General features: G+C 71.7%; 22 protein-coding genes. 7 read left to right on the forward strand and 15 right to left on the reverse strand.

Features of this window, described 5'->3' with window-relative positions; genetic code table 11:
• Positions 1-72: 72 nt before the first annotated feature.
• A complete protein-coding gene (locus AC5P09_RS42520) occupies positions 73-750 on the reverse strand; it encodes a TetR/AcrR family transcriptional regulator (RefSeq protein WP_493879053.1) in 678 nt (225 codons plus the stop codon).
• Positions 751-920: 170 nt separating this feature from the next.
• Between AC5P09_RS42520 and AC5P09_RS42525 the strand changes: the two genes are divergently transcribed.
• The gene (locus AC5P09_RS42525; RefSeq protein WP_493879054.1) at positions 921-2,174 is read left to right on the forward strand and encodes a YncE family protein; all 1,254 of its coding nucleotides are present in this window, start codon (positions 921-923) and stop codon (positions 2,172-2,174) included.
• A gap of 3 nt (positions 2,175-2,177) precedes the next feature.
• On the opposite strand, the gene AC5P09_RS42530 is transcribed toward AC5P09_RS42525, so the two are convergent.
• The 4 genes from AC5P09_RS42530 to AC5P09_RS42545 all read right to left on the reverse strand — a co-directional run bounded on the left by AC5P09_RS42530 (position 2,178) and on the right by AC5P09_RS42545 (position 8,173).
• The gene (locus tag AC5P09_RS42530) at positions 2,178-3,392 is read right to left on the reverse strand and encodes a glycosyltransferase (RefSeq protein WP_493879055.1); all 1,215 of its coding nucleotides are present in this window, start codon (positions 3,390-3,392) and stop codon (positions 2,178-2,180) included.
• On the reverse strand, positions 3,389-4,189 hold the full coding sequence (locus AC5P09_RS42535) for a MerR family transcriptional regulator (RefSeq protein WP_493879056.1): 801 nt from the start codon (positions 4,187-4,189) through the stop codon (positions 3,389-3,391). Before AC5P09_RS42535 ends, AC5P09_RS42530 begins: the two co-directional genes overlap by 4 nt.
• Positions 4,190-4,250: 61 nt before the next feature.
• Positions 4,251-6,116, reverse strand: a complete 1,866-nt coding sequence (locus tag AC5P09_RS42540; RefSeq protein ID WP_493879057.1) for an endoglycosylceramidase — start codon at positions 6,114-6,116, stop codon at positions 4,251-4,253.
• 86 nt (positions 6,117-6,202) lie between these two features.
• The gene (locus AC5P09_RS42545) at positions 6,203-8,173 is read right to left on the reverse strand and encodes a GTP-binding protein (protein WP_493879058.1); all 1,971 of its coding nucleotides are present in this window, start codon (positions 8,171-8,173) and stop codon (positions 6,203-6,205) included.
• Between the two features lie 246 nt (positions 8,174-8,419).
• On the opposite strand from AC5P09_RS42545, the gene AC5P09_RS42550 reads away from it, so the two are divergent.
• Together AC5P09_RS42550 and AC5P09_RS42555 are read left to right on the forward strand one after the other, a co-directional pair.
• Positions 8,420-9,523: an XdhC family protein gene (locus tag AC5P09_RS42550; protein ID WP_493879059.1), complete on the forward strand. Its 1,104-nt coding sequence runs from the start codon at positions 8,420-8,422 to the stop codon at positions 9,521-9,523.
• A gap of 49 nt (positions 9,524-9,572) precedes the next feature.
• Entirely contained in the window at positions 9,573-9,815 is a 243-nt protein-coding gene (locus AC5P09_RS42555) for a hypothetical protein (RefSeq protein ID WP_493879060.1), read from the forward strand.
• Between the two features lie 127 nt (positions 9,816-9,942).
• On the opposite strand, the gene AC5P09_RS42560 is transcribed toward AC5P09_RS42555, so the two are convergent.
• The gene (locus tag AC5P09_RS42560; protein WP_493879061.1) at positions 9,943-10,734 is read right to left on the reverse strand and encodes an aminoglycoside phosphotransferase family protein; all 792 of its coding nucleotides are present in this window, start codon (positions 10,732-10,734) and stop codon (positions 9,943-9,945) included.
• 111 nt (positions 10,735-10,845) lie between these two features.
• Positions 10,846-11,346, reverse strand: coding sequence for a metallophosphoesterase family protein (locus AC5P09_RS42565; RefSeq protein WP_493879062.1), 501 nt, complete (start codon positions 11,344-11,346; stop codon positions 10,846-10,848).
• 181 nt (positions 11,347-11,527) lie between these two features.
• On the opposite strand from AC5P09_RS42565, the gene AC5P09_RS42570 reads away from it, so the two are divergent.
• Positions 11,528-13,495 carry a glycosyltransferase family 2 protein gene (locus AC5P09_RS42570; RefSeq protein WP_493879063.1) on the forward strand — a complete coding sequence of 656 codons (1,968 nt, stop codon included), beginning with the start codon at positions 11,528-11,530 and terminating at the stop codon, positions 13,493-13,495.
• A 385-nt stretch (positions 13,496-13,880) separates the two neighbouring features.
• Here AC5P09_RS42570 and AC5P09_RS42575 read toward each other — a convergent pair whose 3' ends face one another.
• From AC5P09_RS42575 to AC5P09_RS42605, 7 genes are all read right to left on the reverse strand, one after another.
• Positions 13,881-14,684: a class I SAM-dependent methyltransferase gene (locus tag AC5P09_RS42575; RefSeq protein WP_493879064.1), complete on the reverse strand. Its 804-nt coding sequence runs from the start codon at positions 14,682-14,684 to the stop codon at positions 13,881-13,883.
• Complete coding sequence (locus AC5P09_RS42580) at positions 14,681-14,890, reverse strand: hypothetical protein (protein WP_493879065.1); 210 nt, start codon at positions 14,888-14,890, stop codon at positions 14,681-14,683. The genes AC5P09_RS42575 and AC5P09_RS42580 overlap by 4 nt, the downstream gene beginning before the upstream one ends.
• Complete coding sequence (gene rfbB / locus AC5P09_RS42585) at positions 14,887-15,879, reverse strand: dTDP-glucose 4,6-dehydratase (RefSeq protein ID WP_493879066.1); 993 nt, start codon at positions 15,877-15,879, stop codon at positions 14,887-14,889. The genes AC5P09_RS42580 and rfbB overlap by 4 nt, the downstream gene beginning before the upstream one ends.
• Entirely contained in the window at positions 15,876-16,943 is a 1,068-nt protein-coding gene (locus AC5P09_RS42590; protein WP_493879067.1) for a glucose-1-phosphate thymidylyltransferase, read from the reverse strand. The genes rfbB and AC5P09_RS42590 overlap by 4 nt, the downstream gene beginning before the upstream one ends.
• Positions 16,944-17,016: 73 nt before the next feature.
• Positions 17,017-17,196: a hypothetical protein gene (locus AC5P09_RS42595; RefSeq protein WP_266451202.1), complete on the reverse strand. Its 180-nt coding sequence runs from the start codon at positions 17,194-17,196 to the stop codon at positions 17,017-17,019.
• Between the two features lie 163 nt (positions 17,197-17,359).
• A complete protein-coding gene (locus AC5P09_RS42600; RefSeq protein WP_493879068.1) occupies positions 17,360-17,779 on the reverse strand; it encodes a CBS domain-containing protein in 420 nt (139 codons plus the stop codon).
• A gap of 57 nt (positions 17,780-17,836) precedes the next feature.
• Positions 17,837-20,299 carry a SpoIIE family protein phosphatase gene (locus AC5P09_RS42605; protein ID WP_493879069.1) on the reverse strand — a complete coding sequence of 821 codons (2,463 nt, stop codon included), beginning with the start codon at positions 20,297-20,299 and terminating at the stop codon, positions 17,837-17,839.
• Positions 20,300-20,598: 299 nt separating this feature from the next.
• On the opposite strand from AC5P09_RS42605, the gene AC5P09_RS42610 reads away from it, so the two are divergent.
• Positions 20,599-22,749 (forward strand): SpoIIE family protein phosphatase, encoded by a 2,151-nt coding sequence (locus tag AC5P09_RS42610; RefSeq protein ID WP_493879070.1) that lies wholly within the window; start codon positions 20,599-20,601, stop codon positions 22,747-22,749.
• A 104-nt stretch (positions 22,750-22,853) separates the two neighbouring features.
• Here the strand turns inward: AC5P09_RS42610 and AC5P09_RS42615 are convergent, their stop codons facing one another.
• The gene (locus AC5P09_RS42615; RefSeq protein WP_493879071.1) at positions 22,854-24,230 is read right to left on the reverse strand and encodes a S1 family peptidase; all 1,377 of its coding nucleotides are present in this window, start codon (positions 24,228-24,230) and stop codon (positions 22,854-22,856) included.
• Between the two features lie 185 nt (positions 24,231-24,415).
• Between AC5P09_RS42615 and AC5P09_RS42620 the strand changes: the two genes are divergently transcribed.
• Entirely contained in the window at positions 24,416-24,829 is a 414-nt protein-coding gene (locus tag AC5P09_RS42620; protein ID WP_266451192.1) for a PaaI family thioesterase, read from the forward strand.
• Positions 24,830-25,283: 454 nt separating this feature from the next.
• Positions 25,284-25,487, forward strand: coding sequence for a type A2 lantipeptide (locus AC5P09_RS42625; protein ID WP_493879072.1), 204 nt, complete (start codon positions 25,284-25,286; stop codon positions 25,485-25,487).
• Positions 25,488-25,566: the final 79 nt, after the last annotated feature.

Consider the following 25,566-nt stretch of genomic DNA (forward strand, 5'->3'; position numbering starts at 1 on the left):
GGCCTTTCGTCCGGCACACCGAGAGCACGCACCGGACACCGCGGGCACCGCACAGGACTTTCGAAACACCCCCTAGGCGGGCTGGTGCAAGGAGCCGCCCGGCACCCACCCCGGCGGCTGCAGAATCCCCAGCAGTTGCCGGACCAGTTCGTCGACCACCTCGTCCAGCGTGGCCTCCACCCACCCCGCGTTCCAGTCGTGCAGCAGGCCGTTGACGCTGCCGATGAACGCCGTCGCGGCGAGCCGGTAGTCACGGGGTGCCGCCTCCCCCCGGGCGACGAACGCCTCCGCCTCCGCGCACACGAGGTCGACCCAGCGGGCGCGGCGGGCCAGGCGCTGCTCCTCCATGCGGGGACTGACGCCGATGATCTCGACGAAGGTGATGCGGACGCGGCGCGGGTCGGCGGTGACGTTCGCGGCGTACGCGCGGAAGATGGCGGCGGCGCGTTCCGCGAGGGGCAGGTGGTGCGCGCCGGGCACCGCGGCGAGGACAGCCTCCTCGGCCCAGTCGTTGACCTGGAGGTGCAGCGCGGCCAGGACGTCCTCGAGGGTGCGGAACTCCTCGTAGAACTGGCGCGTGGAGAGCCCGGCGGCCTCGCTGAGCGCGGCGACGGTGGTGCCGCGGTATCCGGGGACGTCGCCGAAGAGCTGGAGTGCGGCGTCCAGGAAACGGCGGCGCCGCTCGGCCTGCCGTTCCTCGGCCGATTTGCCGCCATAACGGCCGCTCGGCGCCTTGAGCCTGCCCGCCACCGTGCCCTCCTCACTGCCTCGCCCGTCGTGGAACACCAAGTTTGTCGTGTACGCGGTCTTGCCGAGAAGGCCACCCCCTCCTTACTTTCGAGTAAGTCAACTCTGAATGCACCCGTGTTCAGATTCGTCGCCGCCCCCGGCACCCGCCCACCCCAGAGGAGAGAGCACTCATGCCTGCTTTCAGACCCAGGCACCTTTGCTCCATGGCCGCCGCCCTGGTCCTTGCCGTCACCGCCCCCGCGACCGTCGCAGGCGCCGCCCCGGACTCCTCCGCCGCGGCCCTGCGCGAGGTGATGTTCGTGGGCAACAACTGGGAGGGCACCGCCGACGTCATCAAGTCGTCCGGGGACTTCGCGAAGGTCGGCCGGATCAACGTGATTCCCGACAAGGACCAGCGGATGGCGGAGATCAACGCCGATCCGATCCGGTGGATCGCCTTCATGACCATCCGCAACAGCGTCGGCGAGGGCCACGACCAGTTCGTCGACGACATGTACTCCACGCCGGACGGCAGGTCGGTGGTGGTCTCGCGGCCGAGCTTCGCCGATGTCGTCTCGATCGACCTGGCGACCGGGAGCATCAACTGGCGTTTCCCCGTGTCGGGTTACCGTTCGGACCACATGGCGGTCTCCCCCGACGGCAAGCGGGTCGCGGTGTCGGCGTCGACCGGGAACACCGTGCACGTGCTGGACATCGTCACCGGCCAGCAGCTCGGTTCCTTCGCCACCGGCGACAAGCCGCACGAGAACATCTTCAGCAACGACGGCAAGTACATCTGGAACATGTCCATCGGCGACGTGAACACCGCGACCGACGCGCCGTGGCTGGACTGGACGAAGGGCAACCGGCTCATCACCGTCGTCGACGCGACCACGTACAAGCAGGTCAAGGTCATCGACATGCGGCAGCGGCTGGACGCCATCGGCCTCAAGGACTACTCCGACGCGGTGCGGCCCGCCGTCTTCTCGCCGGACGAGTCCAAGCTGTACTTCCAGGTGTCGTTCTTCAACGGGTTCTTCGAGTACGACATCGCCACCGACAAGATCACCCGGACGAAGACCCTGCCGAAGAACCCGGCCACCAGCGACGACCGCACCACCTTCGTCAACGACTCGCGCCACCACGGCATTTCGATGAAGCCGGACGGCTCCAAGCTGTGCGTGGCGGGCACGATGGACGACTACGCGACCGTCGTGGACCGCGCCACGCTCCAGGAGGGCCCGCTCGTGCCCGTCGCCAAGCCCTACTGGGCGACCGTCAGCGGCGACGGCAAGAGCTGCGTCGTCTCGGAGAGCGGCGCCGACCAGGTCACGGCCATCGACTTCGCCACCGGCAAGAAGACGGTGTCCGTACCGGTGGGCGACCACCCGCAGCGCGTTCGCCTCGGCCACGTGACCGCGGGCTGGACGGGCACGGCCTCCTGAGGCTCAACCCGTCAGCCGCTCAAGGGCCTTGACGGCCTGCCCCGCCCCGTCCTCGGTCGCCAGGTGCCGCGCGGCGACCGAGGCGGCGCGCGCGTAGGTCTGCCGCCGCACGACCAGGCCGAGGGCGTCGGCGAGCCGTTCGGCGCTGAGGGATGTGAAGGGGATCGGGGCGGTGGCGGCGCCGATCGCGGCCAGCCGGGCCGCCCAGAACGGCTGGTCCGCCGTCACCGGCACGGGCACCGCGGGCACCCCGGCCCGCAGCCCGGCCGCCGCGGTGCCCGCCCCGGCGTGGTGCACGACGGCTGCGACCCGCGGGAACAGCAGGGCGTGCGGTACGTCCCCGACGGTCAGCAGGTCGTCCCCCTCGGCCCCGAGCCCGGCGCTGCCCGTCTGGAGGATCCCGCGCAGTCCGGCCGCCCGCAGCGCCCGTACGGCGATCTCGCTCAGCCGCTCACCATGACCGCCCGCCATGCTGCCGAACCCGATGAACACCGGCCTGGGTCCGGCGGCGAGGAAGTCCTCCAGGTCCGCGGGAAGCCGGCGGTCCGCGTCGACGTACGGCCACCACGTGCCGACGACGTCGAGACCCGGCCGCCAGTCGGACGGACGCGGCACGAGCGCCGTGCTGAAACCGTGCAGCACGGGCCAGTCGGCCCGCTCCTGGCGTCGGCGCATCGCGTGCGGCGCGAGCGGCGGGAGGTCCAGACGGCGGCGCAGCTCGGTGACCGCCCGGGCGTAGACGCGGTCGGCCATGCGCAGGGCGAAGCGGCCGGCCATCCGGTTGCCCGGCCGGCCCAGCGAGCGGGCGCCCATGACCACGGGCGGGAAGTCGCCGGTCGGTGCGGTGGGCTGAAGGTAGGCGCCGACGACCGGTGTGCCGGTGGCCTCGGCCAGGTGCCAGCCGAGCGGAGCCGTGGTGGTCGACAGGAGCAGCAGGTCCGTGCCCCGGTCCACCGCGTCCGCGAATCCCTGTCCGAGTTCGGTGACGAACGCGGCCGCGGTCCGCATGAGTTCACGCTGGTTCGGCGCGCCGCCCCCCTCGGACCCGGCACGGGCGGGAAGGCCGCGGAACTCCAGTCCGGCCTCCCGTACAAGGGGAGCGAAAGCGTCCGTCGTGGCGAGCGCGACCTCGTGCCCGGCCCGGCGCAGTTCGGCGCCGAGCCCTGTGTAGGGCGCGATGTCACCGCGCGAGCCGGCGGCGGCGATCAGGATTCTCATCTCGTCTCCGGGGAGTCGGTACGGTCGCTGTCACGACGGGACGCGTTGGCATGGACGGCCTTGCCCAGGTACGCGGCGAGGCCCGGCCGTTGCTGCGAGGGCGGGACGACCAGGGCGAAGGCGCGCGGGTCGGCGACGAAGTCGTCCGCGATGCGCCGGTGCATGTCCGGTGGGCAGGTGGTGAACCAGCGGGTGATGTGCTGCCGGTGTTCCTCGGCCAGGTCCCTGGCCCGCTCGCCGTCGGCCGGCTCCCCCGCGTCGAAGGCCGCCAGCAGCCGTACGCGCCAGGCGGCGGCCTCGCCCATGAGCTGCCGCCAGTCCTCCTTGCTGTGCGCGGCCGCACGCGCCATCGACTCGCGCTGTCCCTCGGTGTCGGCCCATTTGAGCTGGGCCTCGGTGGCGTAGCTGAGGTCGAAGGTGATCTCGCCGAACACCTCGAAGCGTTCCCGCGGGGTCAGGGACACGCCGGTCTGCTGGACCTCGATGGCCCGCTCGGCGACTTCGGCGAGCCGCTGGAGCCGGGCGATCTCCTCGCTCAGCTGCCGTTGCCTGGCCCGCAGCTGGTCCAGGGCGTTGGCCTGCGGATCCTTGAGGATGGCGGCGATCTCGTCGAGGGAGAAGCCGAGTTCGCGGTAGAAGAGGATCTGCTGCAGCCGGGCCAGATCCGCCTCGTCGTAGAGGCGGTATCCGGCCCGGCTGCGTGCGCTCGGCGTGAGCAGGCCGGCCTTGTCGTAGTGGTGCAGCGTGCGCACCGTCACTCCGGCGAAGGACGCGACCTGCCTCACGGAGTAGCTCATTCACCTGCCCTTTCGTCGAGGTCCAGCCTGAACCCTGACGTAAGGGGAGGGTCAAGCGCGGTCAGCGGACTCGCTGTGCCGCCCACGCCGACAGCTCGGACCGGGCCGCGGCGAGCAGGTCCGCCGGGGGCGAGGTCGTCCCGTTGGTCACCAGCGCGTAGTGCAGAACGCCGTTGTCGGGTGCGGTGAGCAGGAGGCGGCGGCTGCCCGTGCCGCCCGGTTCGGGGGCCGCCGCGATCGGGGTCGTCCGGGTGTAGGCCGGCGGGGCGTAGGACGTGCCCAGGTCGGAGACGACCGTGGTGGTCGCGGTCGGGAAGGTCGCCGGCAGGTGCAGTTCGGTGGGCGCGGTCGTGCCGTCGGAGCGCCACAGCAGCAGTCCGTACTGTCCGGATCCCACCAGCCGGGAGACGTTCGGGAGCGAGCTCGGTACCGGGTTCCACGTCAGGGTCGTGGAGCCGTCGCGAGAGCGGTCCTCGTAGGTGAAGGCGACGGTCGTGCCCGCCGTGGCGCTCGGGTAGAGGCGGTCGAGGAGCCGGGCGTCCTGGCGCAGCACGGCCGTCCCCGAGTCGTTCAGGCGTACGGCCGACAGGTCCTCGTCGTTCCAGGCGTCGCCGGTGGTGAGCACCTTGTCGGGGTTGCCGTTCATCAGCTCGCGATGACGTCCGTTGTAGATGTCCCACTGCCACTGCGAGCCGGAGAGGACCGGGCCGGACGCCGACGGGTTCGACCACCAACCCGACCCGGGGAGGCGGGAGTCGAGCGCCTGGTACATCGCCTTGAGGACCGTCGGGGCCTTGTCGGAGACGCTGCCGGCCAAGGGGTGGCCGAACTCGCTGATGATTGCGGCGGTGTCCGTGGCCGCGGCCCGGTCACGGACGGTGCCGAAGTCGGTCGAGTACTGACCGTCCCCGGCCTTGCCCGGCATGAAGATCCCGGAGATGGCCTTCTGGTCGTAGAAGTGGGTGTTGAACACGTAGTCCGGGCCGAGCGTGCCGGAGTCGAGGAGTCCGCCCTCCTGCTTCTGGAAGCTGATGTTGGCGTTCCAGAACAGGTTCGGCTCGACGAAGGCGGGCTTGTCCTGCCAGCCGGCCGTGTCCATGCGGGCGCGGAACTTCTCGTAGAACGGCCACAGCACGTCGCGCTCCCAGGCGCGGCTGGACTGCCCGGAGTCGTACACGCCGGCGTGCGGCTCGTTGTAGGGGTCGAATCCGACGAGGCCCGCGAACTGGGCGGCGCTGACGTGCTGTTTGACGTACGTCATCGTCTTCTGGGCGGTGGTGAGGAACGCGTCCTGGAGTCCGTACGCGTTGTGCCAGAAGTCGTACGACGCCTGCTTCACGGCCTCGTTCTGGGTGATGTTCTGGCCCCAGAACAGGCAGATCCCGCAGTTCTCGTCCGGGTAGTTCCCGGCGTCCACGGCCCACTTGGGGGCGCCGTCGCCCGTGTACCAGCTGTCGGGGTCGAAGAGGTGGCGGGAGTACAGGTCCTGGTGGAAGTCGGGGTAGACGCGGATCCCGGCGTCCAGGAAGGCGCGCATCTGGTCGGTGGCGGCGGCCAGGTAGGCCGTGCTGACCTGGCCGCGCACGGGTTCGGCGTAGGCCCAGGAGAGCAGGAAGCGGACCGAGTTGCCGCCGCCGAGGGCGCGCAGCGCGGTCGCGGACTTCCTCGCGTCGGCGACGGAGGCGAAGGGCAGGCCGTTGTTCTCGGCCAGTTTGGTCTCTCCGGAGACGTTGTAGCCGCGCAGGACGACCTCGCGGCCGAGGCCGTCGGTGAAGCGGCCGTCCTGCACGGTGAGGGGGGTGTCGTCGAACCAGAGGGAGTCGGGCAGGGCTTCGGCGGTGGCGGGTCTGACACCCGTCGCCGTCAGGAATCCGGAGAGGACCACCAGAACAACGAGCAGACGCGCGCGTATATTCGGCATGTCCATTACAGTCCGGTGATTTCGTGACAACGTCAACAGTTCTGACTGCTGAGTAAGTTTCTACTTTGGCGGCCGCCTCGGCGGCCGAGGCCTCACCCGCCGACCCGGCGCGTCACGTTCAGCAGGTACTCCTTGCGGTTCAGCGGGTTGCTGTCCGTGCGTGGCCTGCACGGCAACGTGCCGTGGGTGACGGGCGCATAGTGCTCGAAGGCGCTCTCCAGTTCTCCCTCGCCCCGGGTGAGGCCCGGAAGCCGCTGCTCCAGTTCATGTACCCGGTCAGCCGGAACGACACCCTCCAGTACGCAGGTGTCGCCGCGCGTCTCGGTGGTCTGCGGTACGGCCCGCAGGGCGGCCAGCACCGGCAGCAGGGCGCCGAGCGTGTCCGCCGGGGCCTCGACGCGGAAGCGGTGCATCGGCTCGTGCACCTGGGTGCCCGCCCGCCTGAGCGCCTCGACGAGGACCAGCGGGGTCAGTCCGCGGAAGTCGGCCCCGGTGCTCGACATGCTCTTGTCGAAGCCCTGGTGGGAGTGGCTCTGCCGGGGCCAGTAGCCGCAGTGGGTCATCGTGACCGTGCAGTCGGTGACCTGCCAGCCGTGCAGACCCTGGCCGAGGGTGTCGCGCACGGTGTCCTCGACGGCCTTGAAGAAGGCGTACGGCATGGAGCCGAGCTCCACCTCGAGGCGGAATCCGACCCCCGTGCCCGGCGACGCCGGGTCGACGCGCAGACCGACAGTCGCGAGGAAGGGGTTGGCGTCCTTCTTGATGAACTCGGCCGCCGCCCCGGTGCCGGCCGGCCGCTCGACGCACAGGGGCGTGGTCTCCCGGAAGGTGACGTCGAGTCCGAACTCGTCGGCGAGGGTGGCCTGGATGACCTCCTTCTGCACCTCGCCGTACAGGGACACGGAGGTCTCCCGCCGTACCTCGTCGTGCCGCAGGCCGATCAGCGGGTCCTGCTCGGCGAGTCGAGTGAGCGCTAGGTGGAGGGCTCTGCCGTCGGTGCCCGGGCCGGGGACGACGACGGTTTCGAGGGTCGGCGGGGCGAAGACGTGACCGTAGGCCTTGCGGGGTTCGCCGAGGGAGTCGCCGATCCTGATGTCGGCAAGTCCCCGGAGCTTGGCGATCCGGCCCGCGGGAACGGTGTCCCGGCGGACGTCGGTGCCGTGCTCGAAGACGCTGATCGCGGTGATCCTGGCGTCCTCGCGGGCGTCGCCGAAGGGGATCCGGTCGCGGGTGCGCAGGGTTCCGGAGAACATCCGCGCGTAGGCGACCTTCTCCCCCGCCGGACCCCGTTCGACCTTGAAGACGGTGCCGGACAGCGGGCCGTCCGGGTCGCCGTCGGCCGCGGGCAGCAACTCCTTGATGCCCTCGATCAGTTCGTCCACACCCGCGCCCGTGACGGCGGAGCCGAAGTACACCGGGTGGACCAGGGCCTGCCGCGTCCCGTCGACGAGGGCGGCACGCAGCCGGGCGTCGGAGACGGTGCCCTCCACATAGGCGGACAGCAGGTCGTCGTCGTGGTCGGCGAGGACGTCGAGCGCGGCCGGGCCGAGGCCCGGGACGAAGCGGGCGCCCGGGGTGCCGCGTCCGCCGGCGGTGCCCATCGGTACGGCGGAGGGCGTGAGCCGTTCGGAGATCGCCCGCAGCACGCCCTGGTGATCGGCGCCCCGCCGGTCGATCTTGTTGACGAAGACGAGCGTGGGGATGCGCAGGCGCTGCAGGGTCCGCATCAGCACCCGCGTCTGCGCCTGGACGCCCTCGACGGCCGAGACGACGAGCACGGCGCCGTCGAGGACGCCGAGCACCCGCTCCACCTCGGCGATGAAGTCGGGGTGGCCGGGGGTGTCGATGAGGTTGACGGTCACGTCGTCGATCGCGAAGGAGACGACGGCGGACTTGATGGTGATGCCGCGCCGGCGCTCCAGCGCGAGGGTGTCGGTCTGCGTGTTCCCGTCGTCGACACGGCCGATCTCGTCGATCACCCCGACCGAGTGCAGCAGCCGCTCGGTCAGGCTGGTCTTACCCGCGTCGACGTGCGCGAGGATTCCGAGGTTGAGCAGGTGCACGAAGCGTCATGTCCTTTGAAGAGGAGGTCATTCCTTCCGGGGCGGACATGAACGGTGCGCGCATGGGTGCTCCTGGCTCGTGCGGTGACGCGTGACAAGGTCACCTGAAGTGCAGCAGGTCCGGGGCCGCGGCCGCAACGGATTAACGCTCAACCAGTGGCGTCCGGGAGGTTCTCGATCAGCGCCCGGCTCACCCGGGTGACAGGGTGAGAGGAGCCGACGCGGCTTGCGTGGAAGGAGCGGATCGTGCGTGACATTCTCCCGGCGCTGAGCGGCTGGTACGCGGCCCGCGCTCCCTTCGGCCTGGCCACGGTGGTGGCGGTCAGCCGCAGCGCGCCCCGCGATCCCGGTGCGGCCATGGCCGTGGGTCCCGGCGACGAGGTCGTGGGCAGTGTGTCCGGCGGCTGTGTGGAAGGGGCCGTCTTCGAACTCGCCCAGGAGGTGGTGGCGAGCGGGGAGGCCCGCCTGGAGACCTTCGGGTACAGCGACGCGGACGCCTTCGCGGTCGGGCTCACCTGCGGCGGCGAGATCACGCTGCTGGTCCGGCCCGTCACCCCGGAGTCGGATCCGTCCTTCGGCGCGGTCGCCGAGTCGGTCACCGCCGGCCGCCCGGTGACCGTGGCCACGGTGACCGACGGGCCGGCGCCACGCGGAGCCACCCTCGCGGTGTGGCCCGACCGGGTCGCCGGCACGCTCGGTACGCCGGGCCTGGACGTGGCGATCACGGCCGACGCGCGCGGCGAACTCGCCCTGGGCGCCACGGGACTCAGACACTACGGCCCGCACGGCGAACGCCGTGAGGACGCGGTCACCGTCTTCCTGCACTCCTTCGCGCCCCCGCCGCGCATGCTGGTCTTCGGCGCGATCGACTACGCCGCGTCGGTCGCCCGCATCGGCGACTTCCTCGGATACCGGGTCACGGTGTGCGACGCCCGCCCGGTCTTCGCCACGCCGAAGCGCTTCCCCGAGGGCGTCGAGGTGGTCGTGGACTGGCCGCACCGCTACCTGCGGGACACCGACACCGACGACCGCACGGTGATCTGCGTCCTCACCCACGACCCGAAGTTCGACGTGCCACTGCTGGAGGAGGCGCTGCGCCGGCCGGCCGCGTACATCGGGGCGATGGGCAGCCGCCGCACCCACGACGACCGGATGCGACGGCTGACGGAGGCCGGCCTCACCCCGGGCGAGCTGTCCCGGCTGCGCTCCCCCGTGGGCCTCGACCTGGGCGCCCGTACGCCCGAGGAGGTGGCCGTGTCCGTCGCCGCGGAGATCGTCGCCCTGCGCTGGGGCGGCAGCGGCGCCCCGCTGACGGCGACGGCGGGGGCGATCCATCCGAACGAGTCATGAGCATGGCCCTACGACGGCAAGACCGTGACCGGCGCAGTTCGGGCGGAGCGTGCCCACGGGGGTCGGCAACCGGCTGGTGGGCCAGTTCACCGGGTGCCTGTCGGAACGGCCGAGTGAACCGGCGGGGACCGTGCGGGAGCCCGGCGAACGGCCTCTCGACCTGGGCCGCACGGCCGGCGTCCCCGTCGCCGAGCGGGCGGCCGTCGTGGTGGCCGCCGCAGCCGTCGTGGTGGCCGCCGCAGCCGTCGTGGTGCTCGCCGTCGTGCGGATACGGCGGTGGGGGCGGGCCTGAGCCGTCAGGAGCCGTGTCGGCGGTGGTCCTCGACGACCGCGTCGAGGTGACGCAGGGCGGCCGTCACCCGGGCGGGGTCCGCCTGGAAGAACGGGTCGTCCGGCACCGGCAGCGAGCCCGCGACGGCTCAGCCGCGGCCCCGTGCCCAGGTGGCGTCGTCGAGGTCGACCGCCTCCCGGAAGGCGTCTCGCGCCGGGCCCGGCAGGACCTTCCAGGCGGGCAGCAGGTCCACCGCCGGGTCGGCCACGGCCAGCGTCCCGAAGTCGATGACCGCGCTGAGCCTGCCCTCCACGGTCAGCAGGTTGCCCGCGTCGAGGTCGCCGTGGATCCACACCGGCGGCCGGTCCCAGGCAGGGGCCGCGAGGGCGGCCTCCCAGACCTCCGTCACCGCGTCCGTGTCAACCAGGCGTGTTTTCTCCAGGGCGTCGATCCTGCCCCGTACGAGTGAATCCGCGGCCAGAGAATCCGATGCGTCGCCCATCGGTACCCCACGGAAGGCGTTGCTCGGTTCGGGCCCGGGACCGCCGGTGGCATCGATCGACCGCAGAGCCTTGATGAAAGCGGCGAGGTCACGTGCGGTTCCGACGGGATCGACCAGTCCCTCGGTCGTCGCCGTGTCCCCCTCGATCCACCGGTACACCGACCACGGGTACGGGTAGTCCTCGCCCGGTTCGCCCACCGCCACCGGCTCGGAGACGGGCAGGGGCAGGTGCGGGGCGAGGTGCGGCAGCCAACGGTGTTCGCGCTCCACCTGGCCCGCCCAGTGGGCGTAGCGCGGCAGCCGTACGGACAGGCCGGTGCCGAGCCGGAAGGTGGCGTTGTCCATGCCGGACTGCCGAACCGGGGACACGGGAAGACCCGCCCACCGCGGGAACTGGGCGGCGAGCAGACGGCGTACGAGGGTGGCGTCGATCAGCACGCCGTCCAGTCCAGCGGGGCGAGGGCGCGGATGTCCAACGAATTGGCGGTGTGGAGCCGCCGCCCAGGGGTAGGCGCCGCACGACGGATGACGGAATGGATGCCCGGTTCCTTACCGCGGGGGCAGGCGGTGCAGATGTACGTCCATGAGGCGGCCGTCGGCCACCGTGGCGGTCATGTAGGTGCAGTGCGGCTGACGGCGGCGGTCGGTCGGCGAGCCGGGGTTGAGCAGGCGCAGACCCGTGGGGGCGGTGGTGTCCCAGGGGATGTGGCTGTGCCCGAAGACCAGGACGTCGGTGTCGGGAAAGCGGGCGGCGCAGCGTGCCTCACGGCCCTGGGCGGCGCCCGTCTCGTGGACGACGGCGAAGCGCAGGCCGCCGAGTTCGGCGTACGCCACCTCGGGGAGCCGGGCGCGCAGCTGAGGTCCGTCGTTGTTGCCGTACACGGCGACGAGCCGGGCGCTGCGGGCCTCCAGCAGGTCGAGGGTGGCCGTGTCGACCCAGTCCCCGGCGTGGAACACGACGTCGGCGCGCGGGAGTTCGGCGAGCAGCGGCGCGGGAAGCTCCCTGGCCCGCCGTGGGAGGTGGGTGTCGGACATCAACAGCAGGCGCACCGCGCCAGGTTACCCGCGCGACGGCGACGGGATCCGCAGGCCCGCCGCGACCCCGCCACCGGGACACGCCACGCGTCCTCGACGGTGGGCCGGAGATGGACAAAGGGCTCAGTGGCGTTAGCATCTGCCAACGCGTACCAGCGACACCCACGGCAAGCGAACTGAGGGGGCCTGGAGCCCGATGCCGGTGAAGGTCAGCGTCATCGTTCCCGTCTACAACCCCGGGGCCTACATCGAGGACTGCATCGCCTCGTTGCTGAGACAGTCACTGCCTCCCGACGAGTACGAGGTGCTGTTCGTCGACGACGGTTCCACCGACGGCACGCCCGCCCGGCTCGACGCGGTGGCCGCCGAGCACCCCCGGGTGACGGTCGTCCACCAGGAGAACTCCGGCTGGTCCGGCAAGCCCCGCAACGTGGGCATCGCCGCAGCCGAGGGCGATTATGTGATGTTCGTCGACAACGACGACTACCTCGGCGACGAAGCCCTTGAACGGATGTACGACTACGGGGTGGCCAACGACGCCGACGTCGTCGTCGGCAAGATGGCCGGCAAGGGCCGGGGGGTTCCGGTGGAGTTGTTCCGCCGCAACCATCCGCGCGCCACCGTCGAGAACGCCCCCCTGATCGACAGCCTCACCCCGCACAAGATGTTCCGCCGGAAGTTCCTCGACGACATCGGACTGAGGTTCCCGGAGGGCAGGCGGCGCCTCGAGGACCATGTGTTCGTCACAGAAGCGTATTTGCGCGCGAGTAACGTTTCCGTGCTCAGTGACTACGTCTGCTACTACCACGTCAGACGGGACGACGCGTCCAACGCCGGGTTCCAGCGCTTCGATCCCGGCGGGTACTTCAAGAACCTCCGCGAGGCCCTCGACGTCGTCGAGGAGTACACCGAGCCGGGGCCGCTGCGCGACCGGCTCCTGCGGCGCTGGCTGCGCAACGAGATGGTCGAGCGCATGCGCGGCCGACGACTGCTCAAGCTGCCCGTCGACTACCGCAGGGAGCTGTTCGACGAGATCCACAAAGTCGTCGTCGAGCGCTTCGGCCCTGGCGTCGTGGCGGGGCTCCAGCCGACGCAGCGGATCGTCGCCGCGCTGATCGCCGCCGACCGGTACGACGACGTGGTGGCGTTCGCCGAGTGGGAGGCCTCCGTCGCCCTCAGGGCCGAGCCGGGGGGCGTGCGGTGGGAGGACGGGACGCTGCGCGTCGACTTCGCCGTCGAATACACGGTCGGCGGTGAACCGATGACGTTTCCGTCCGACCCGGCCGGTACCCCGTCTGCCGATCCGCCCCGGGACGTCGCCGACGCGATCGCCCGGGTGGCGGCCGACAGCGTCGCCCGTTTCCACACGGCCACGGCGGACCTGCTGCTGCGGGAACGCGCCACCTCCGCACAGTACTTCCAGCCGGGCGAGGTCACCCGGGAGATCGTCCCGGTCGAGGAGGGCGAGCGCGTGCGGCTGGTGCTGCGCAACTCGGCCGTCGTCGACCCCGCCACCGCGGCCGACGGCGTCCCGGCGGGCGCCGGGCTGTGGGACTTCTTCCTCCGGGTGAAGCTGGGCGGATGGACCAAGGACTGCCGCCTGGGTCCGGTCCGTCCGGTCCCTCGCAAGGACCGGACGGCCGCGTCCGCCGGTGTGGTGGCCGGCCGGGTCGTGCTGCCGTACTGGACCGACCCGCACGCCAACCTGGCCCTGGCCGTCGACAACGCGGACAAGCGGCTGGGGCTCGGGGGCGTGTCCGCCGAAGACGTCACCGTCACCCGCGACCGGCTGCGCGCGCCCCTGCCGCTGCACCTGCCCGGCGACACCGATGTGCTGCTGCGGCTCACCGGCCCGGCCCGCCACGAGGTCCCCGGCACGCTGTCGCCGTCCCCGGACGGCTCCGGGGCGCTGCTGGAGGCCGCACTACCCGTCGCCGACCTCGAGCGCGGGCTCTGGCGGATCGCACTGTGCCCGGCCCCGCCCGCCGACGCCGAGCCGCGCTTCCTGGCACTCCCGCCGGCCCTGCGCGTGGGCGGAGGCGGAGTACAGGTGGTACGCCCGCCCGGTCCCAGTGCCGTACAGCGGCTGTCGCGCGGGGCACGGCGCGTGCTGGGGCGGGTCCGCAGGAAAGCCGCTTCCCGGGTCAGGGCCTGGAGGGCCTGAGAGCGCACGAACACTGAAGACCGAGGGCTCCCGGAAGTCGGGGCCCTCGGTCTTCGTCCTCCCGCAACGAGCACCGCCGGGACGGGGCCACCCTCGGAAGCGGAGCGGTCCGGGCCTGCGCCCGCACGGTCCCATCGCCGTACAGCGACCGTCGCGCGGGGCACGGCGCGTGCAGGAAGGCCGCCTCCCGGGTCAGGGCCTGAAGGGCCTGAGAGCGCACGAACACTGAAGACCGAAGATTCCCGGGAGTTGGGGCCCTCGGTCTTCGTCCTCCCGCAACGGGCATCGCCAGGAGGGGGTCGCTCGCGGAGGCGGAGCGGTCCGGACCGTTGACTGTCGTACCGGACCTGCTCCGCCTTCTACGAGGGCCTGCGCGGCCCGGGCATCAGCGGCTGACGGCGACCTTCTCCAGGGCCGTGCGCAGCGGCTCCCAGCCGCGGGAGCGGCCGACGCCGAGGTTGCGGGCCTTGGCCAGCGGGCCCCAGAAGGGCGCCTGCAGCAGGTCCTTCGGCGGCACCGCCCGGACGCGTTCCAGGATCGCCTCGGGGACCTTCTGCGGGTCCGGCACGTCGAACTCGGCCATGATCTCGTCGTACTTGTCGTGCAGCACCGTGTTGTCCGGGTCGGCGCCGAACACGACGAGCTGACCGGTGGGCTGGGTGTCGACGAAGACGGTGACCAGGTCGGGGCGGTAGCGGCCGAGGATCTCGGCGACCTTGTAGACGTCGCCCGTCCAGGCGCCGGTGTGCCGGTCGCGGGCGGCCTCGTCGATGTTGCGGGGCAGCATGTCGTCGAGGACGATCACGCTCGACCAGTCGGAGTGCTTCTCCACGTTCATGAAGTCGCGCAGCGCGAACTCGAACAGGTGCATGCCGTCGATGAACGACAGGTCGAGGGTGGTGCGCCGCCAGTAGCCGATCGGACTGCGGCCCCGGCGCAGGTTGCGCACCGGGTGACGGCCGCCCTTGAGGTGGCCGAGCGGGTTGTCCCGGGCGAAGAAGTCGTCGCTGGTGGCCTTCACCAGGTGGACGTCGCACCGGATCTCGGTGACCACCTTGAACGCGGGGTCGATCGCGATGCTGGGGACGCGGGACAGGGCGAGACTGCGGCCGTCGTTGACCCCGATTTCGAGGTAGTTGCGGTTGGCGCTGACCTTGTGCAGCTCCCGCAGGAACTCATGGCGTTTCACGCAGGGGACTCCTTGCGGATCCGGGGAAGGGCGTTGTGCAGGGTGATGCGGGGTGCGGGCCCGGGGGCCTCGCTGCCGACGGGGCGCACCCGGTCGGGGTCGGCGCCGAGGAGGCGGAACGCCTCACGGGCCGGGTCGTACCAGGTGGCCTCGCCGGAGTCGGTGGGGTGGGGTATGCCGCCCGCGCCGGTGAGCGGCCGGCTCATGACGCGCCCTGGAGTGCGGCTCGCCGTTTCAGCGGCTCCCACCAGGCGCGGTTGTCCCGGTACCAGGCGACGGTGGCCGCGAGGCCGGCCGTGAAGTCGTGCCGGGGGTGGTAGCCGAGTTCGGTGCGGGCCTTGGACCAGTCGACGGCGTAACGCAGGTCGTGGCCCTTGCGGTCGGCGACCCGGTCGACGCGGTCCCGGTCGGCCCCGCAGGCCTCCAGCAGCAGGCCGGTCAGCTCCGTGTTGCTCAGTTCGGTGCCGCCGCCGATGTTGTAGACCTCGCCCGCGCGGCCCTTGGTGCGCACGAGGTCGACGCCCTGGCAGTGGTCCTCGACGTGCAGCCAGTCGCGGACGTTGCGGCCCTCGCCGTACAGCGGGACTTTCTTCCCGTCGAGGAGGTTGGTGATGAACAGCGGGACGACCTTCTCCGGGAACTGGTGCGGGCCGTAGTTGTTGGAGCAGCGGGTGACGCGAACGTCCAGGCCGTGGGTGTGGTGGTAGGCGAGGGCGAGCAGGTCGGAGGACGCCTTCGAGGCGGAGTACGGGGAGCTGGGCCGCAGCAGGTCCTCCTCCGTTGCCGCGCCGGTCTCCACGGAGCCGTAGACCTCGTCGGTGGAAATATGTACGAAGGGTGCCGCGTCGTGCCGCAGGGCCGCGTCCAACAGGGTCTGAGTGCCGACCACGTTGGTGAGGACGAAGTCGTCCGCGCCGGTGATCGAGCGGTCGACGTGCGACTCGGCGGCGAAGTGGACGACCTGGTCGGCGTCGGCCATCAGCTTGTCGACGAGTTCCGCGTCGCGGATGTCGCCCTGGACGAACTCCAGGCGGGGATGGTCGAGTTCGAGGTTGTCGAGGGTGCCGGCGTAGGTGAGCTTGTCCAGCACGGTGACACGGGGTGCGTCGGCCGCTTCGGGCGCGTCGCCCGCGAGCAGCGTGCGCACGTAGGTGGAGCCGATGAACCCGGCGGCACCGGTGACGAGGAGTTTCATGAGTGGATCTGCACCTTGCTGTGGTCTCCGAGGACGAGACGGTGGGCGCTGGGCACGCTGGGTGCCGGGGTCACCTCGACGTGGCGGCCGATGAGCGAGGACTCGACCCGGCCGACACCGTCGATCGAGGAGTCCCGCAGCACGATGGAGAACTCCACCTCGCTGTCGGTGACACGGCAGTTCTCCGCGATGGAGGTGAAGGGTCCGACGTAGGAGTCGCTGACCAGGCTTCCGGCGCCGACGACGACGGGGCCGACGACGCGTGACCGCACGACGCGCGCCCCCTCCTCCACCACGACTCGCCCGATGGTCTCGGACTTGTCGTCCACCTCGCCGTCGATGCGGGGGTCCATGGTCTCCAGGACCCTGCGGTTGACCTCCAGCATGTCCTCGACGTTCCCGGTGTCCTTCCAGTAGCCCTGGATGACGGTGGAACGTACGTCGGCGTGGACGTCGATGAGGTGCTGGAGGGCGTGGGTGATCTCCAACTCGCCGCGCCAGGACGGCTCGATGGCGCGCACCGCCTGATGGATGGCGGGAGTGAACAGGTACACCCCGACCAGGGCGAGATCGCTCCTGGGGTGTTCCGGCTTCTCCTCCAGGCTCATCACCCGGCCCTGCGGGTCGAGTTCGGCGACGCCGAAGGAGCGGGGGTCGGGGACGCGGGTGAGCAGGATCTGGGCGTCGGGGCGGTGCGCGCGGAACTCGTCGACGAGGTCGGTGATGCCGCCGACGATGAAGTTGTCGCCCAGGTACATCACGAAGTCGTCGTCACCCAGGTAGTCCTGTGCGATCAGCACCGCGTGGGCGAGGCCGAGGGGTCTTTCCTGGGGGATGTAGGTGATGTCCAGCCCGAACTTCGAGCCGTCGCCGACCGCTTCCTCGATCTCGGCGGCGGTGTCGCCGACGACCACTCCGACGTCGGTGATACCGGCCGCGGCGATCGATTCCAGGCCGTAGAAGAGGACAGCTTTGTTAGCAACGGGCACCAGCTGTTTGGCCGACGTATGTGTGATCGGCCTCAACCGTGTACCGGCGCCGCCGGACAACACGAGAGCCTTCATCTGCGTCACCATAGCCCGGCCGAACGGACCATGGCGAGCGCGTGGCGCCCGCGTTACGGCCACCGCACAGCGGTCAGTCCTCGCCCCTGAAGATGTTCCCCTCGGCTCCCGGCTGCGCCACGCGCTGGGTGCTTTCGTCCGCCAACGCGGGCAGGCAGGTTCGCAGGATGCGCTCGCCGCGCAGGCGGCGGGCCCTCGACCAGCCGGTCTCGGGCCTACGGGCAACGGGTTTCTCACTGGTCTGCGCACTCACGGCGTTTCATCTTCTTTCTGCGTCCGGTCCTGCCCTCACCCTCCCGCGGGGCCGGGGCGCTCCGTCCTTCCGTGCTGTGCCACCGAGTCCCCTGCGGCCGTACGAGCAAACCGGTGCCCCCCTTGCGGGGCACCGGTTCGCACTTGCGTGCGTGCTGTCGTCCTCAGGTGTTGGGGCGGGCCGCACTGATGTCGCCCAGGGCCGAATCGGGGTCGCGTTCCATCGCCAGGTCGGCCAGGGCGACGATGCCGACGGGGCGGCCGCCCTCGACGACCGGGAGGCGGCGTACGGCGTGCTCACGCATGAGCTCGACGGCGTGGTCCACGTCGTCCTCGGGGGTCAGGGTGACCAGGTCGTCGCTGCAGGCGCCGGCGACGGTGGTCTGCTCGGGGTCGCCGCCCTCGGCGAGCGAGCGGACCACCAGGTCGCGGTCGGTGACCAGGCCGCGCAGTTCGTCGCCGTCCGTGACGATGACGGCTCCCAGGTCCTGGTCGCGCATGATCCGGGCCACCGCCGTCACCGAGGTCTGCGGTTCCACGGTGACCGGAGCGCTGGTCATGATGTCGCTGACGTGCTGGGTCATGGCATGCCTCTCTGCTCGGGGTTCCCTGCCCCGGGTACCCAGGTGAGCGGGCCGTCGTCAGCCCTCCAGCGGGATCTCGCTCCACACCTGCTTGCCGCCACTGACGGGCACGGTCCCCCACGTCGTCGACATGGCCTCGACAAGGAGGATGCCGCGGCCGCCGGTGGCCTCCCAGCCGATGCTGGTCGGCTTGACGGGGGTGCGCGCGGAGGAGTCGGCGACGGCGACGCGCAGCCGGTGGTTGATGCGCATGAGGTCCAGGCGGACCCTGCCGTCGGTGTGGACGAGGGCGTTGGTGACGAGCTCGGAGACGACGAGCAGGACGGCGTCCATGGCGTCGGCCGGCACGCCCCAGCTGCGCAGGGTGCGGCGGGTGAAGCGGCGGGCCTGCCCGACTGCCTGGGGGACGCGCCACACGGTCCAGCTCTCGCGCTGCGGGCGCACGGCCATGCCGTCGTAGCGCAGCAGGAGCAGGGCGACGTCGTCGCTGCGGCGGGCGTTGCCGAGCAGGGCGTCGGCGACGAGTCCGAGGTGGGCGGGGTCCAAGACGGCCAGTTCGTGGGCGAAGCGGTCCATGCCCTCGTCGATGTCGGCGTCGTGGGACTCGACCAGGCCGTCCGTGGTCAGGGCGAGGACCGTGCCGGGTGGCAGCCTCAGCGGGCTCATCGGGAAGTCGGCCTGCCGCACCACGCCGAGCGGCGGGCCGCTGTCCGCCTCGGGGATCTCGGTGCCGCCGTCCGGGTGGCGCAGCACCGGCGGGAGGTGTCCGGCGCGCACGTACCAGGCGGAGCCCTCCTCCAGGTCGACGTCGACGTAGGCGCAGGTGGCGAAGAGGTCGGTCTCCATGTCCATGAGGAGGCGGTTGGCGTGCGAGACGACCACGTCCGGGGGGTGCCCCTCGACGGCGTAGGCGCGCAGGGCGGTGCGCATCTGGCCCATGAGGGTGGCGGCGCCCGCGCTGTGGCCCTGGACGTCGCCGATGACGAGGGCGACGTGGTTGTCGGGCAGCGGGATCACGTCGTACCAGTCGCCGCCGAGTTCGAGGCCGGCCGTGCTCGGCAGGTAGCGGGCGACGGCGACCGCGCCGGGCAGTTTGGGCAGGCGGCGTGGCAGCAGCTGGCGCTGGAGCATGCCGACGAGTTCGTGCTCGGCGTCGAAGGCGTGGGCGCGCATCAGGGCCTGCCCGGCGAGGCCCGCGGAGGCGGTCAGCAGGGCGCGTTCGTCGGTGCCGAAGTCGTGCGGGGTGTCCCAGCCGATGAGACAGGCGCCCGCCATCCGGCCCACTCCGGGCAGCGGCAGCACGGCGAGGCCGCCGGGGCCGACCTCGGCGAGGGCGGGCTCCAGGGCGGTGCCGGCGGGCCAGATCTGGGCGCGGCCCTCGCGCAGGGCGGCGGCGAGGGTGGGCATGGAGCGGACGGGCGCGTCGGGCCATTCGGAGCGCCACTCGGTGCGCCACAGCTCGGGCCAGAACTCCGGTTCGGGCGGGTCGAGGACGGTGACGACGAGCCGGTCGCCCTCCAGCTCGGCGAGGGCGATCCGGTCGGCCCGCAGCGGCCCGCGCAGGGCGGAGACGACGGCCTGGCCGACGTCGCGGACGGTGCCCGCGATGGCGAGGGCGGCGGCCAGGCGCTGGACGCGGGCCACGTCGGTGACGTCGGAGCGCAGTGTGGAGGCGTCGGCGACGGTGCCCACGAGCCGTGCCGGGCGGCCGTCGCCGCCGGGCAGGAGGTGGCCGCGCAGCCTGAGCCATCTGGGTGGTCCGGTGGGCTGCAGGACCCGGAACTCGAGTTCGCGCTCGCCGATGGACATGTGGTCGGCCTCCACCACGGACATCAGCGAGGGGAGGTCCTCCGGCACGGTCAGGCCGAGCAGGGTCTCGACCTTGCCGTCGAACTCGTCGGGGCCGATCCCGAACAGCTCCAGGATCTCGCCGCCGACCTCGACGCGGCCGGTGTCCATGGCGAGGCTGAAGGCGCCCGCGGACAGCTCGCCGCCCTCGGTTCGCTCGCCCGGGGCGGGTACGTCGACGGCGCCGGCGTCGGCGATCAGTTCGAGGCACTTGCGGCCGTCGGTGTCGAAGCCGGCCGGGTCCTCGCTGACCGCGAGCAGACAGGCCCCGCGGGCGTCACCGTGCCTGGGCAGGGCCGCCAGATGGAACTCCCGCGCGGGTGCCCGCCGGGACTCGGCGCAGGCCGCGAGCTCCTCGGGGCCGAGCCACACGGGCCGTGCGTCGCGCAGGGCGTCGGCCACCGGGGAGCGGCCGGAGCGGGCGTAGGTGTCGCGCAGCCCGTACAGCCTCCTGGGCACGCCGGCCGACTCGACCAGGCAGAGCTGGTCACCGCCCTCGCCCGGCGTGTATACGGCGGCGAAGGTCGCACGCGCGAAGACGAGCGCCTGTTCGAGGACGCGACGGAGCCGTTCGGGTGAGTCCTGGTCGTCCATGAGCGAGGCGAGGGCGATTTCGGCGCGCAGCGTTCTCGTTCCGCGTCCCGCCGCGCCCTCACTGACCACGTCCGCCATTACAACGCTTATGGGGCACCTGCGCAGCCCCTGTGAGCGTTCGATGGGGCCACGGACTGTTCCGCGCTCGGCCACGAGGAGCGGGGGCGCACGCGCGGCGCTCGTACGCAGCCTCGCGCATCGACGGTGGGGGCATGGGCGGGGGCGGACGGGGTACCCGGGCGGTTTCACCGTGCCGCGGGCATTCCTGTGCCGTACGCGAGCCGGCGCCGGTGTGTCCGGGTACCGCTCGCCGTGCGGGATGAGCCTCCAGGGGGCAGATTTGAGCCCTGGGACCCGTCGCTCGGCCGGGCGAGGAGGTGGTCGGCGTGTCCGACGGGCAGACGTCCGCGCAGCCGGTGACCGCGAGGACCCGCGTCGGCCGGCCCCTCCTGTCGCTGGCGCTGGCGGCGATGATGGACGAGGTCCACGCACACTCCGGGGCTGTGTATCTGCTGACGGACGACGCGTCGGTGCTGGAGATGGCGGTGATGGCGGGGCTGCCCCGGGCGTTCGCGGCGCCGTGGGAGCGGGTGGGGGTGAGCGCGCCGATCCCGGTGGCCGAGGCGGTGCGCGAGCGGCGGCTGGTCTGGGTGGGCGGCGAGGAGGACATGGCGCGCCTCTATCCGCGGATCGCGGTCGTGCTGCCCTATCCCTTCGCGCTGGCCGCGGTGCCCGTCGCCACCAGGACCACCCAGTACGGCGCGGTCTTCGTGACCTGGCCCGGTTCGCATCCGCCGGAGCTGTCCGACCGGGAGCGGGACCATCTGACCGCGGCCTGCGACCGGCTGGCGGTACGGCTGGAGCGGGCCGTGGAGGACAGCGTCCCGCTGCACTCCGAACCCGATCTGGTGGCCGCGCCGACGGTGGGCGGTGCGGCCGGCACGCTCGGCACGGTGGAGGCGGCGCGGATGGTGGCGCGGCTGCCGTACGGGCTGTGCTCGCTCGATCTGCACGGGCTGGTCTCCTTCGCCAACACGGCCGCCGCCGAGCTGATGGGCGTGCCGGTGAGCCAGTTGCTGGGATCCACGCTGTGGGCGTCGGTTCCCTGGCTCAACGACCCGGCGTACGAGGACCGCTACCGGGCCGCGCTGCTCAGCCAGCACACCACGTCGTTCGTGGCGCTGCGCCCGCCGGACGACTGGCTGTCGTTCCGCCTGTATCCGAGCACGACCGGGCTGAGCGTGCGCATCAGCCGGGCGCGGGCGGTGGCGGAGATGAGACGGTCGGGGCCGCGGCCCGGTGACGCCCCGTCCCGGCTGGTGACCATCTCCCAGGTGCTGAGCCTGGCCGGGGCGCTCACCGAGGCGGTGAGCGTGCAGGACGTGGTGCAGCTGGTCGCGGACGAGATCGCCCCGGCCGTGGGCAGCCAGGCGCTGGTAGTCCTCGGTTCCCGGGCCGGCCGCCTGCATGTGCTGGGGCACCGCGGATATGAGGACCCGCACCTCGTGGAACGCTTCGACGGGCTGCCGCTGACCGAACAGACGCCCGGAACGCATGTCCTGACCAGCGGGGTGCCCGCGTTCTTCGACTCCCGGCAGGAGCTGGAGCGGCTGTATCCGGCGCGGCACGCGACGCCGGACGGCTTCGCGTCCTGGGCGTATCTGCCGCTGATCGCCTCCGGCCGCCCGGTGGGCACGTGTGTGCTCGCCTACGCCGAGCCGCACCCCTTCCCCGCGGACGAGCGGGCGGTGCTGACGAGCCTGGGCGGGCTGATCGCGCAGGCGCTGGAGCGGGCCGTGCTCTACGACGTCAAGCACCAGTTGGCGCACGGTCTGCAGCAGGCCCTGCTGCCGCACTCGCTGCCGCGGCTGCCCGGTATCGACGCGGCGGCGCGCTACCTTCCGGCCACCCGGGGCATGGACATCGGCGGCGACTTCTACGACCTGGTGCGGGGGCAGGGGCCGGCGGCGGCGGTGATCGGGGACGTGCAGGGCCACAACGTCACCGCTGCCGGGCTGATGGGGCAGATCCGTACCGCCGTACGCGCGTACACGACCGTGGGCCAGGCTCCCGAGGAGGTCATGCGCAGCACCAACCGACTGCTGATCGACCTCGGTTCGGATCTCTTCGCCAGCTGTCTGTACCTGCGGCTCGATCCGGAGCGGGGGCGGGCCGTGATGGCCCGGGCGGGACATCCGCCGCCGTTGCTGCGCCGCCCCGACGGGCGGGTGCGGGTGCTGGACCTGGCAGGCGGGCCGCTGCTGGGCATCGACGGCGCGGCGGTGTATCCGACCACGGAGGTGGACCTGGCTCCCGGCAGTGTGCTCGTCCTCTACACCGACGGGCTGATCGAGTCGCCCGGCGTCGACATCGAGGACGCGCTCGCCGCGCTGGGCCGGCGGCTGGCCGAGGCCGGGGACCGGCCCCTGGACGAGCTGGCCGACGAACTCGTCCGCCACAGCGCGGCCCCGCGGGAGCGGAGCGACGACGTGGCGCTGCTGCTGCTGAGGGCGCGGGCGGAGGGCTGACGCGGGACGGACCGGTCCGGCCCTCCCGCCGGAGGGCCGGACCGGTCCGTGTCGTCGCGCGTCGGGAGCGGCTCAGTGGGGGCGAACCGCTCCCGACGCGTGGCTCAGTTGGTCTCGGTCAGGCCGGAGCCGTCCTCGACGCCTGTGCCGGTGTCGTCACCGGTACCGGCTTCCTCACCGCCGACCGCTTCGCCGCCGGCCTCTTCGCCGCCGACTTCCTGACCGGCGCCGGCCTCCTCGCCCGCTCCGGCTTCTTCGCCGGCCCCGGCTTCTTCGCCCGCTCCGGCTTCTTCACCGGCTCCGGCTTCTTCACCGGCTCCGGCTTCTTCGCCCGCTCCGGCCTCCTCGCCGCCCGCCGCGTCACCCGCGCCGAGCGTCGCGCCGACCGCCGCCAGTGCGGTGGTGACCGGCTGGAAGAAGGTCTCGCCGCCGACCGTGCAGTCGCCGCTGCCGCCCGAGGTCAGGCCGATCGCGAGACCGTCCTGGGTGAACAGGGAGCCGCCGCTGTCCCCGGGCTCGGCGCAGACGTCGGTCTGGATGAGCCCGGTGACGGTGCCCTCCGGGTAGTTGACGGTGGCGTCGAGTCCGAGCACCTGGCCGTCGCTCAGCCCGGTGGTGCTGCCCATCCGGAACACCTCGAGGCCTACCTCGGCGTCCGCGGCCTGGGAGATCTGGACGGTCTGGTCACCGAGGTCGACCTCGCTGGGCGCCACGGTCGCCGGGTCGTCGTACTTGACGAGGGCGAAGTCGCCGTCGCCGGGGAAGGTGGCCTGGTCGACGGTGGCGATCGGCTCGCCGTCCTGGGCGTCGGACCAGGCGGCCTCCGCGACCCCGCAGTGACCGGCGGTCAGGAAGGCGGGGCTGCCGTCGCCCGCGGTGACGTTGAAGCCCGCCGAGCAGCGTGCGCCGCCGCCGAAGATGGCGTCACCGCCGGAGAGGAACGTCTTGAAGGTGCCGGCCGACTTCTTGATGGTGGCCATGCCGGAGCCGAGGCTCTCGACGGTCGACTCCACGGTGTCCCACTTGGCGCCGGTGACCGTGCTGTCGGCGGTGACCAGGATCTTGTTGGTCCTGGGGTCCACGGCCCACGCGGTGCCCGGGATGGTCGCCTCGGACTTGAGGGTCTGGGCGCCGGCCTCGAGTTCGCGGATGCTGTTGTCGACCTCGCGGACGGCGACGCCCGCCTTCTTCGCCTGGACGATCACGTTGTTGTTGTCGCCGGATATGACGTTGACGACGAGCTGCTGCTGGTCGGCGTCGTAGTACGAACCGGCGAAGGCGTCACCGAGCAGTCCGGCGAGTTGCGAGGCGAGATCCGAGGCGTCCGCCGCCTTGAGGGTTCTGGGCGCGGCGGCGGTGTCGTCCGAGGAGCCGTCCTGGGAGGCGTTGGCGTTCGGCAAGAGGATCGCGGCCGCTCCGAGCGCCACCACACTGCCCGCCGCCAACGCGGCCTTGCGCTTCGGAATTCGCTTGTGACTCAAACTTCTCGACCTCCTGAGGGACCGGAGTCTGCTGCCGGTGTGCGGCAGTTGTTAAGGGCGCCTGGATGGCAGTGGGTACGCACGGGGCTCACGGCGCGTTCAATTCCGTTTCCGTGCGCCCCGCGTGAAACACCGAATCGGCCACGACCGCACCCGACGGCCCGGCGCGGGGAACAATCCCCCATATGACGATGACCACCGCCGAAGCCGACAAGATCCTCGCCGACAACTTCGCCCCTTGGGTCCTCGAACTGGGTCTGCGGGTCGAGGCGTTGGGCGACGACCGCGCGACACTGCGACTTCCCTGGTCGGACCGCCTCTCCCGGGAGGGCGGCGGGTTGTCGGGGCAGGCCCTGATGGCCGCCGCCGACACGGCCACCGTGATCGCGGTGTCGGCCGCCCGGGGCGCCTACGGGCCGATGACGACGGTGCAGCAGTCCACGTCCTTCCAGCGGGCGGTGACCGGTTCGGATGTCCTGATCGAAGCGGTCCTCACCAAGCTGGGCCGCCGGATGGCGTTCGCCGACATCACGCTGACCGACGAGCGGTCCGGACAGATCGCGGCACGGGCGAGCACGGTCTACGCACTACTGGGCTGACACGTTCAGCTATCGGTCAGCAACGGTCTGTCGCGAACACCGGGTCGAATCCTTGCTCCAGGGAATCTGCACATCGAATGCCCAACGAGGTCACCGCGCGCGAAGGATCTGCACAAGTCGAGGTGCCCCTCACGTCATTGGCGCGGAGTGTCGGATTCGCGGCGGCGAGGGCAAGGGCCCGTACTGGCACATCGGCGTGCCAGGTGTGAAGAAGTCGCCACCAAGCAGTGCGCAATCCTGCACCGTCGGGTACTCATGAGGCACAAATGCCCTGGTGGGACAGGTGGTTGATTGGAAGCCCGGACCCGCTGCGTGCTTTGATCCATCGCACCGCAGGGGCCGCCAAGGGCTTTCCGGAAACGGGTGCCCGGCGCCTGCGGTCGCGGCCGTCCGTCTGTCCCCCAGAGGGGGCCGCTCCCCCCTTGTGAATACCCATATGAAGGGAAGTTCCATCATGAACTCCACCCCCCAGGTTGCGACCGTCGAGATCTCCGACGCCGAGCTCGACAACGTCTCCGGCGGTCTGTCCGTGAACGCTGTGGGCCACGCCACCGACCTGGTGGACGGCATCGTCCCGGTTTCCGGTGCGGTCGACTCGGTCCTCGGCTCCCTGCCGCTGAACACCGGCCCGCTCACCGGCACGCTCGCCAACCTCTGATCACACCCTTGTGAGCGTTGAGTCCCGGAGCCGTATCCCGGCTCCGGGATTCTCGGGTGCCGTAAAAGATCTCTCCCAC

Source organism: Streptomyces sp. a15 (genome assembly GCF_059026085.1).

What these genes read in the sequence shown, in the direction of transcription:
- AC5P09_RS42525 (WP_493879054.1), top strand. Translation starts at nt 921, where the DNA reads ATGCCTGCTTTCAGACCCAGGCACCTTTGCTCCATGGCCGCCGCCCTG.
- AC5P09_RS42530 (WP_493879055.1), bottom strand. Translation starts at nt 3,392, where the DNA reads ATGAGAATCCTGATCGCCGCCGCCGGCTCGCGCGGTGACATCGCGCCC.
- AC5P09_RS42535 (WP_493879056.1), bottom strand. Translation starts at nt 4,189, where the DNA reads ATGAGCTACTCCGTGAGGCAGGTCGCGTCCTTCGCCGGAGTGACGGTG.
- AC5P09_RS42540 (WP_493879057.1), bottom strand. Translation starts at nt 6,116, where the DNA reads ATGGACATGCCGAATATACGCGCGCGTCTGCTCGTTGTTCTGGTGGTC.
- AC5P09_RS42570 (WP_493879063.1), top strand. Translation starts at nt 11,528, where the DNA reads ATGCCGGTGAAGGTCAGCGTCATCGTTCCCGTCTACAACCCCGGGGCC.
- AC5P09_RS42580 (WP_493879065.1), bottom strand. Translation starts at nt 14,890, where the DNA reads ATGAGCCGGCCGCTCACCGGCGCGGGCGGCATACCCCACCCCACCGAC.
- rfbB (WP_493879066.1), bottom strand. Translation starts at nt 15,879, where the DNA reads ATGAAACTCCTCGTCACCGGTGCCGCCGGGTTCATCGGCTCCACCTAC.
- AC5P09_RS42590 (WP_493879067.1), bottom strand. Translation starts at nt 16,943, where the DNA reads ATGAAGGCTCTCGTGTTGTCCGGCGGCGCCGGTACACGGTTGAGGCCG.
- AC5P09_RS42600 (WP_493879068.1), bottom strand. Translation starts at nt 17,779, where the DNA reads ATGACCCAGCACGTCAGCGACATCATGACCAGCGCTCCGGTCACCGTG.
- AC5P09_RS42605 (WP_493879069.1), bottom strand. Translation starts at nt 20,299, where the DNA reads ATGGCGGACGTGGTCAGTGAGGGCGCGGCGGGACGCGGAACGAGAACG.
- AC5P09_RS42620 (WP_266451192.1), top strand. Translation starts at nt 24,416, where the DNA reads ATGACGATGACCACCGCCGAAGCCGACAAGATCCTCGCCGACAACTTC.
- AC5P09_RS42625 (WP_493879072.1), top strand. Translation starts at nt 25,284, where the DNA reads ATGAACTCCACCCCCCAGGTTGCGACCGTCGAGATCTCCGACGCCGAG.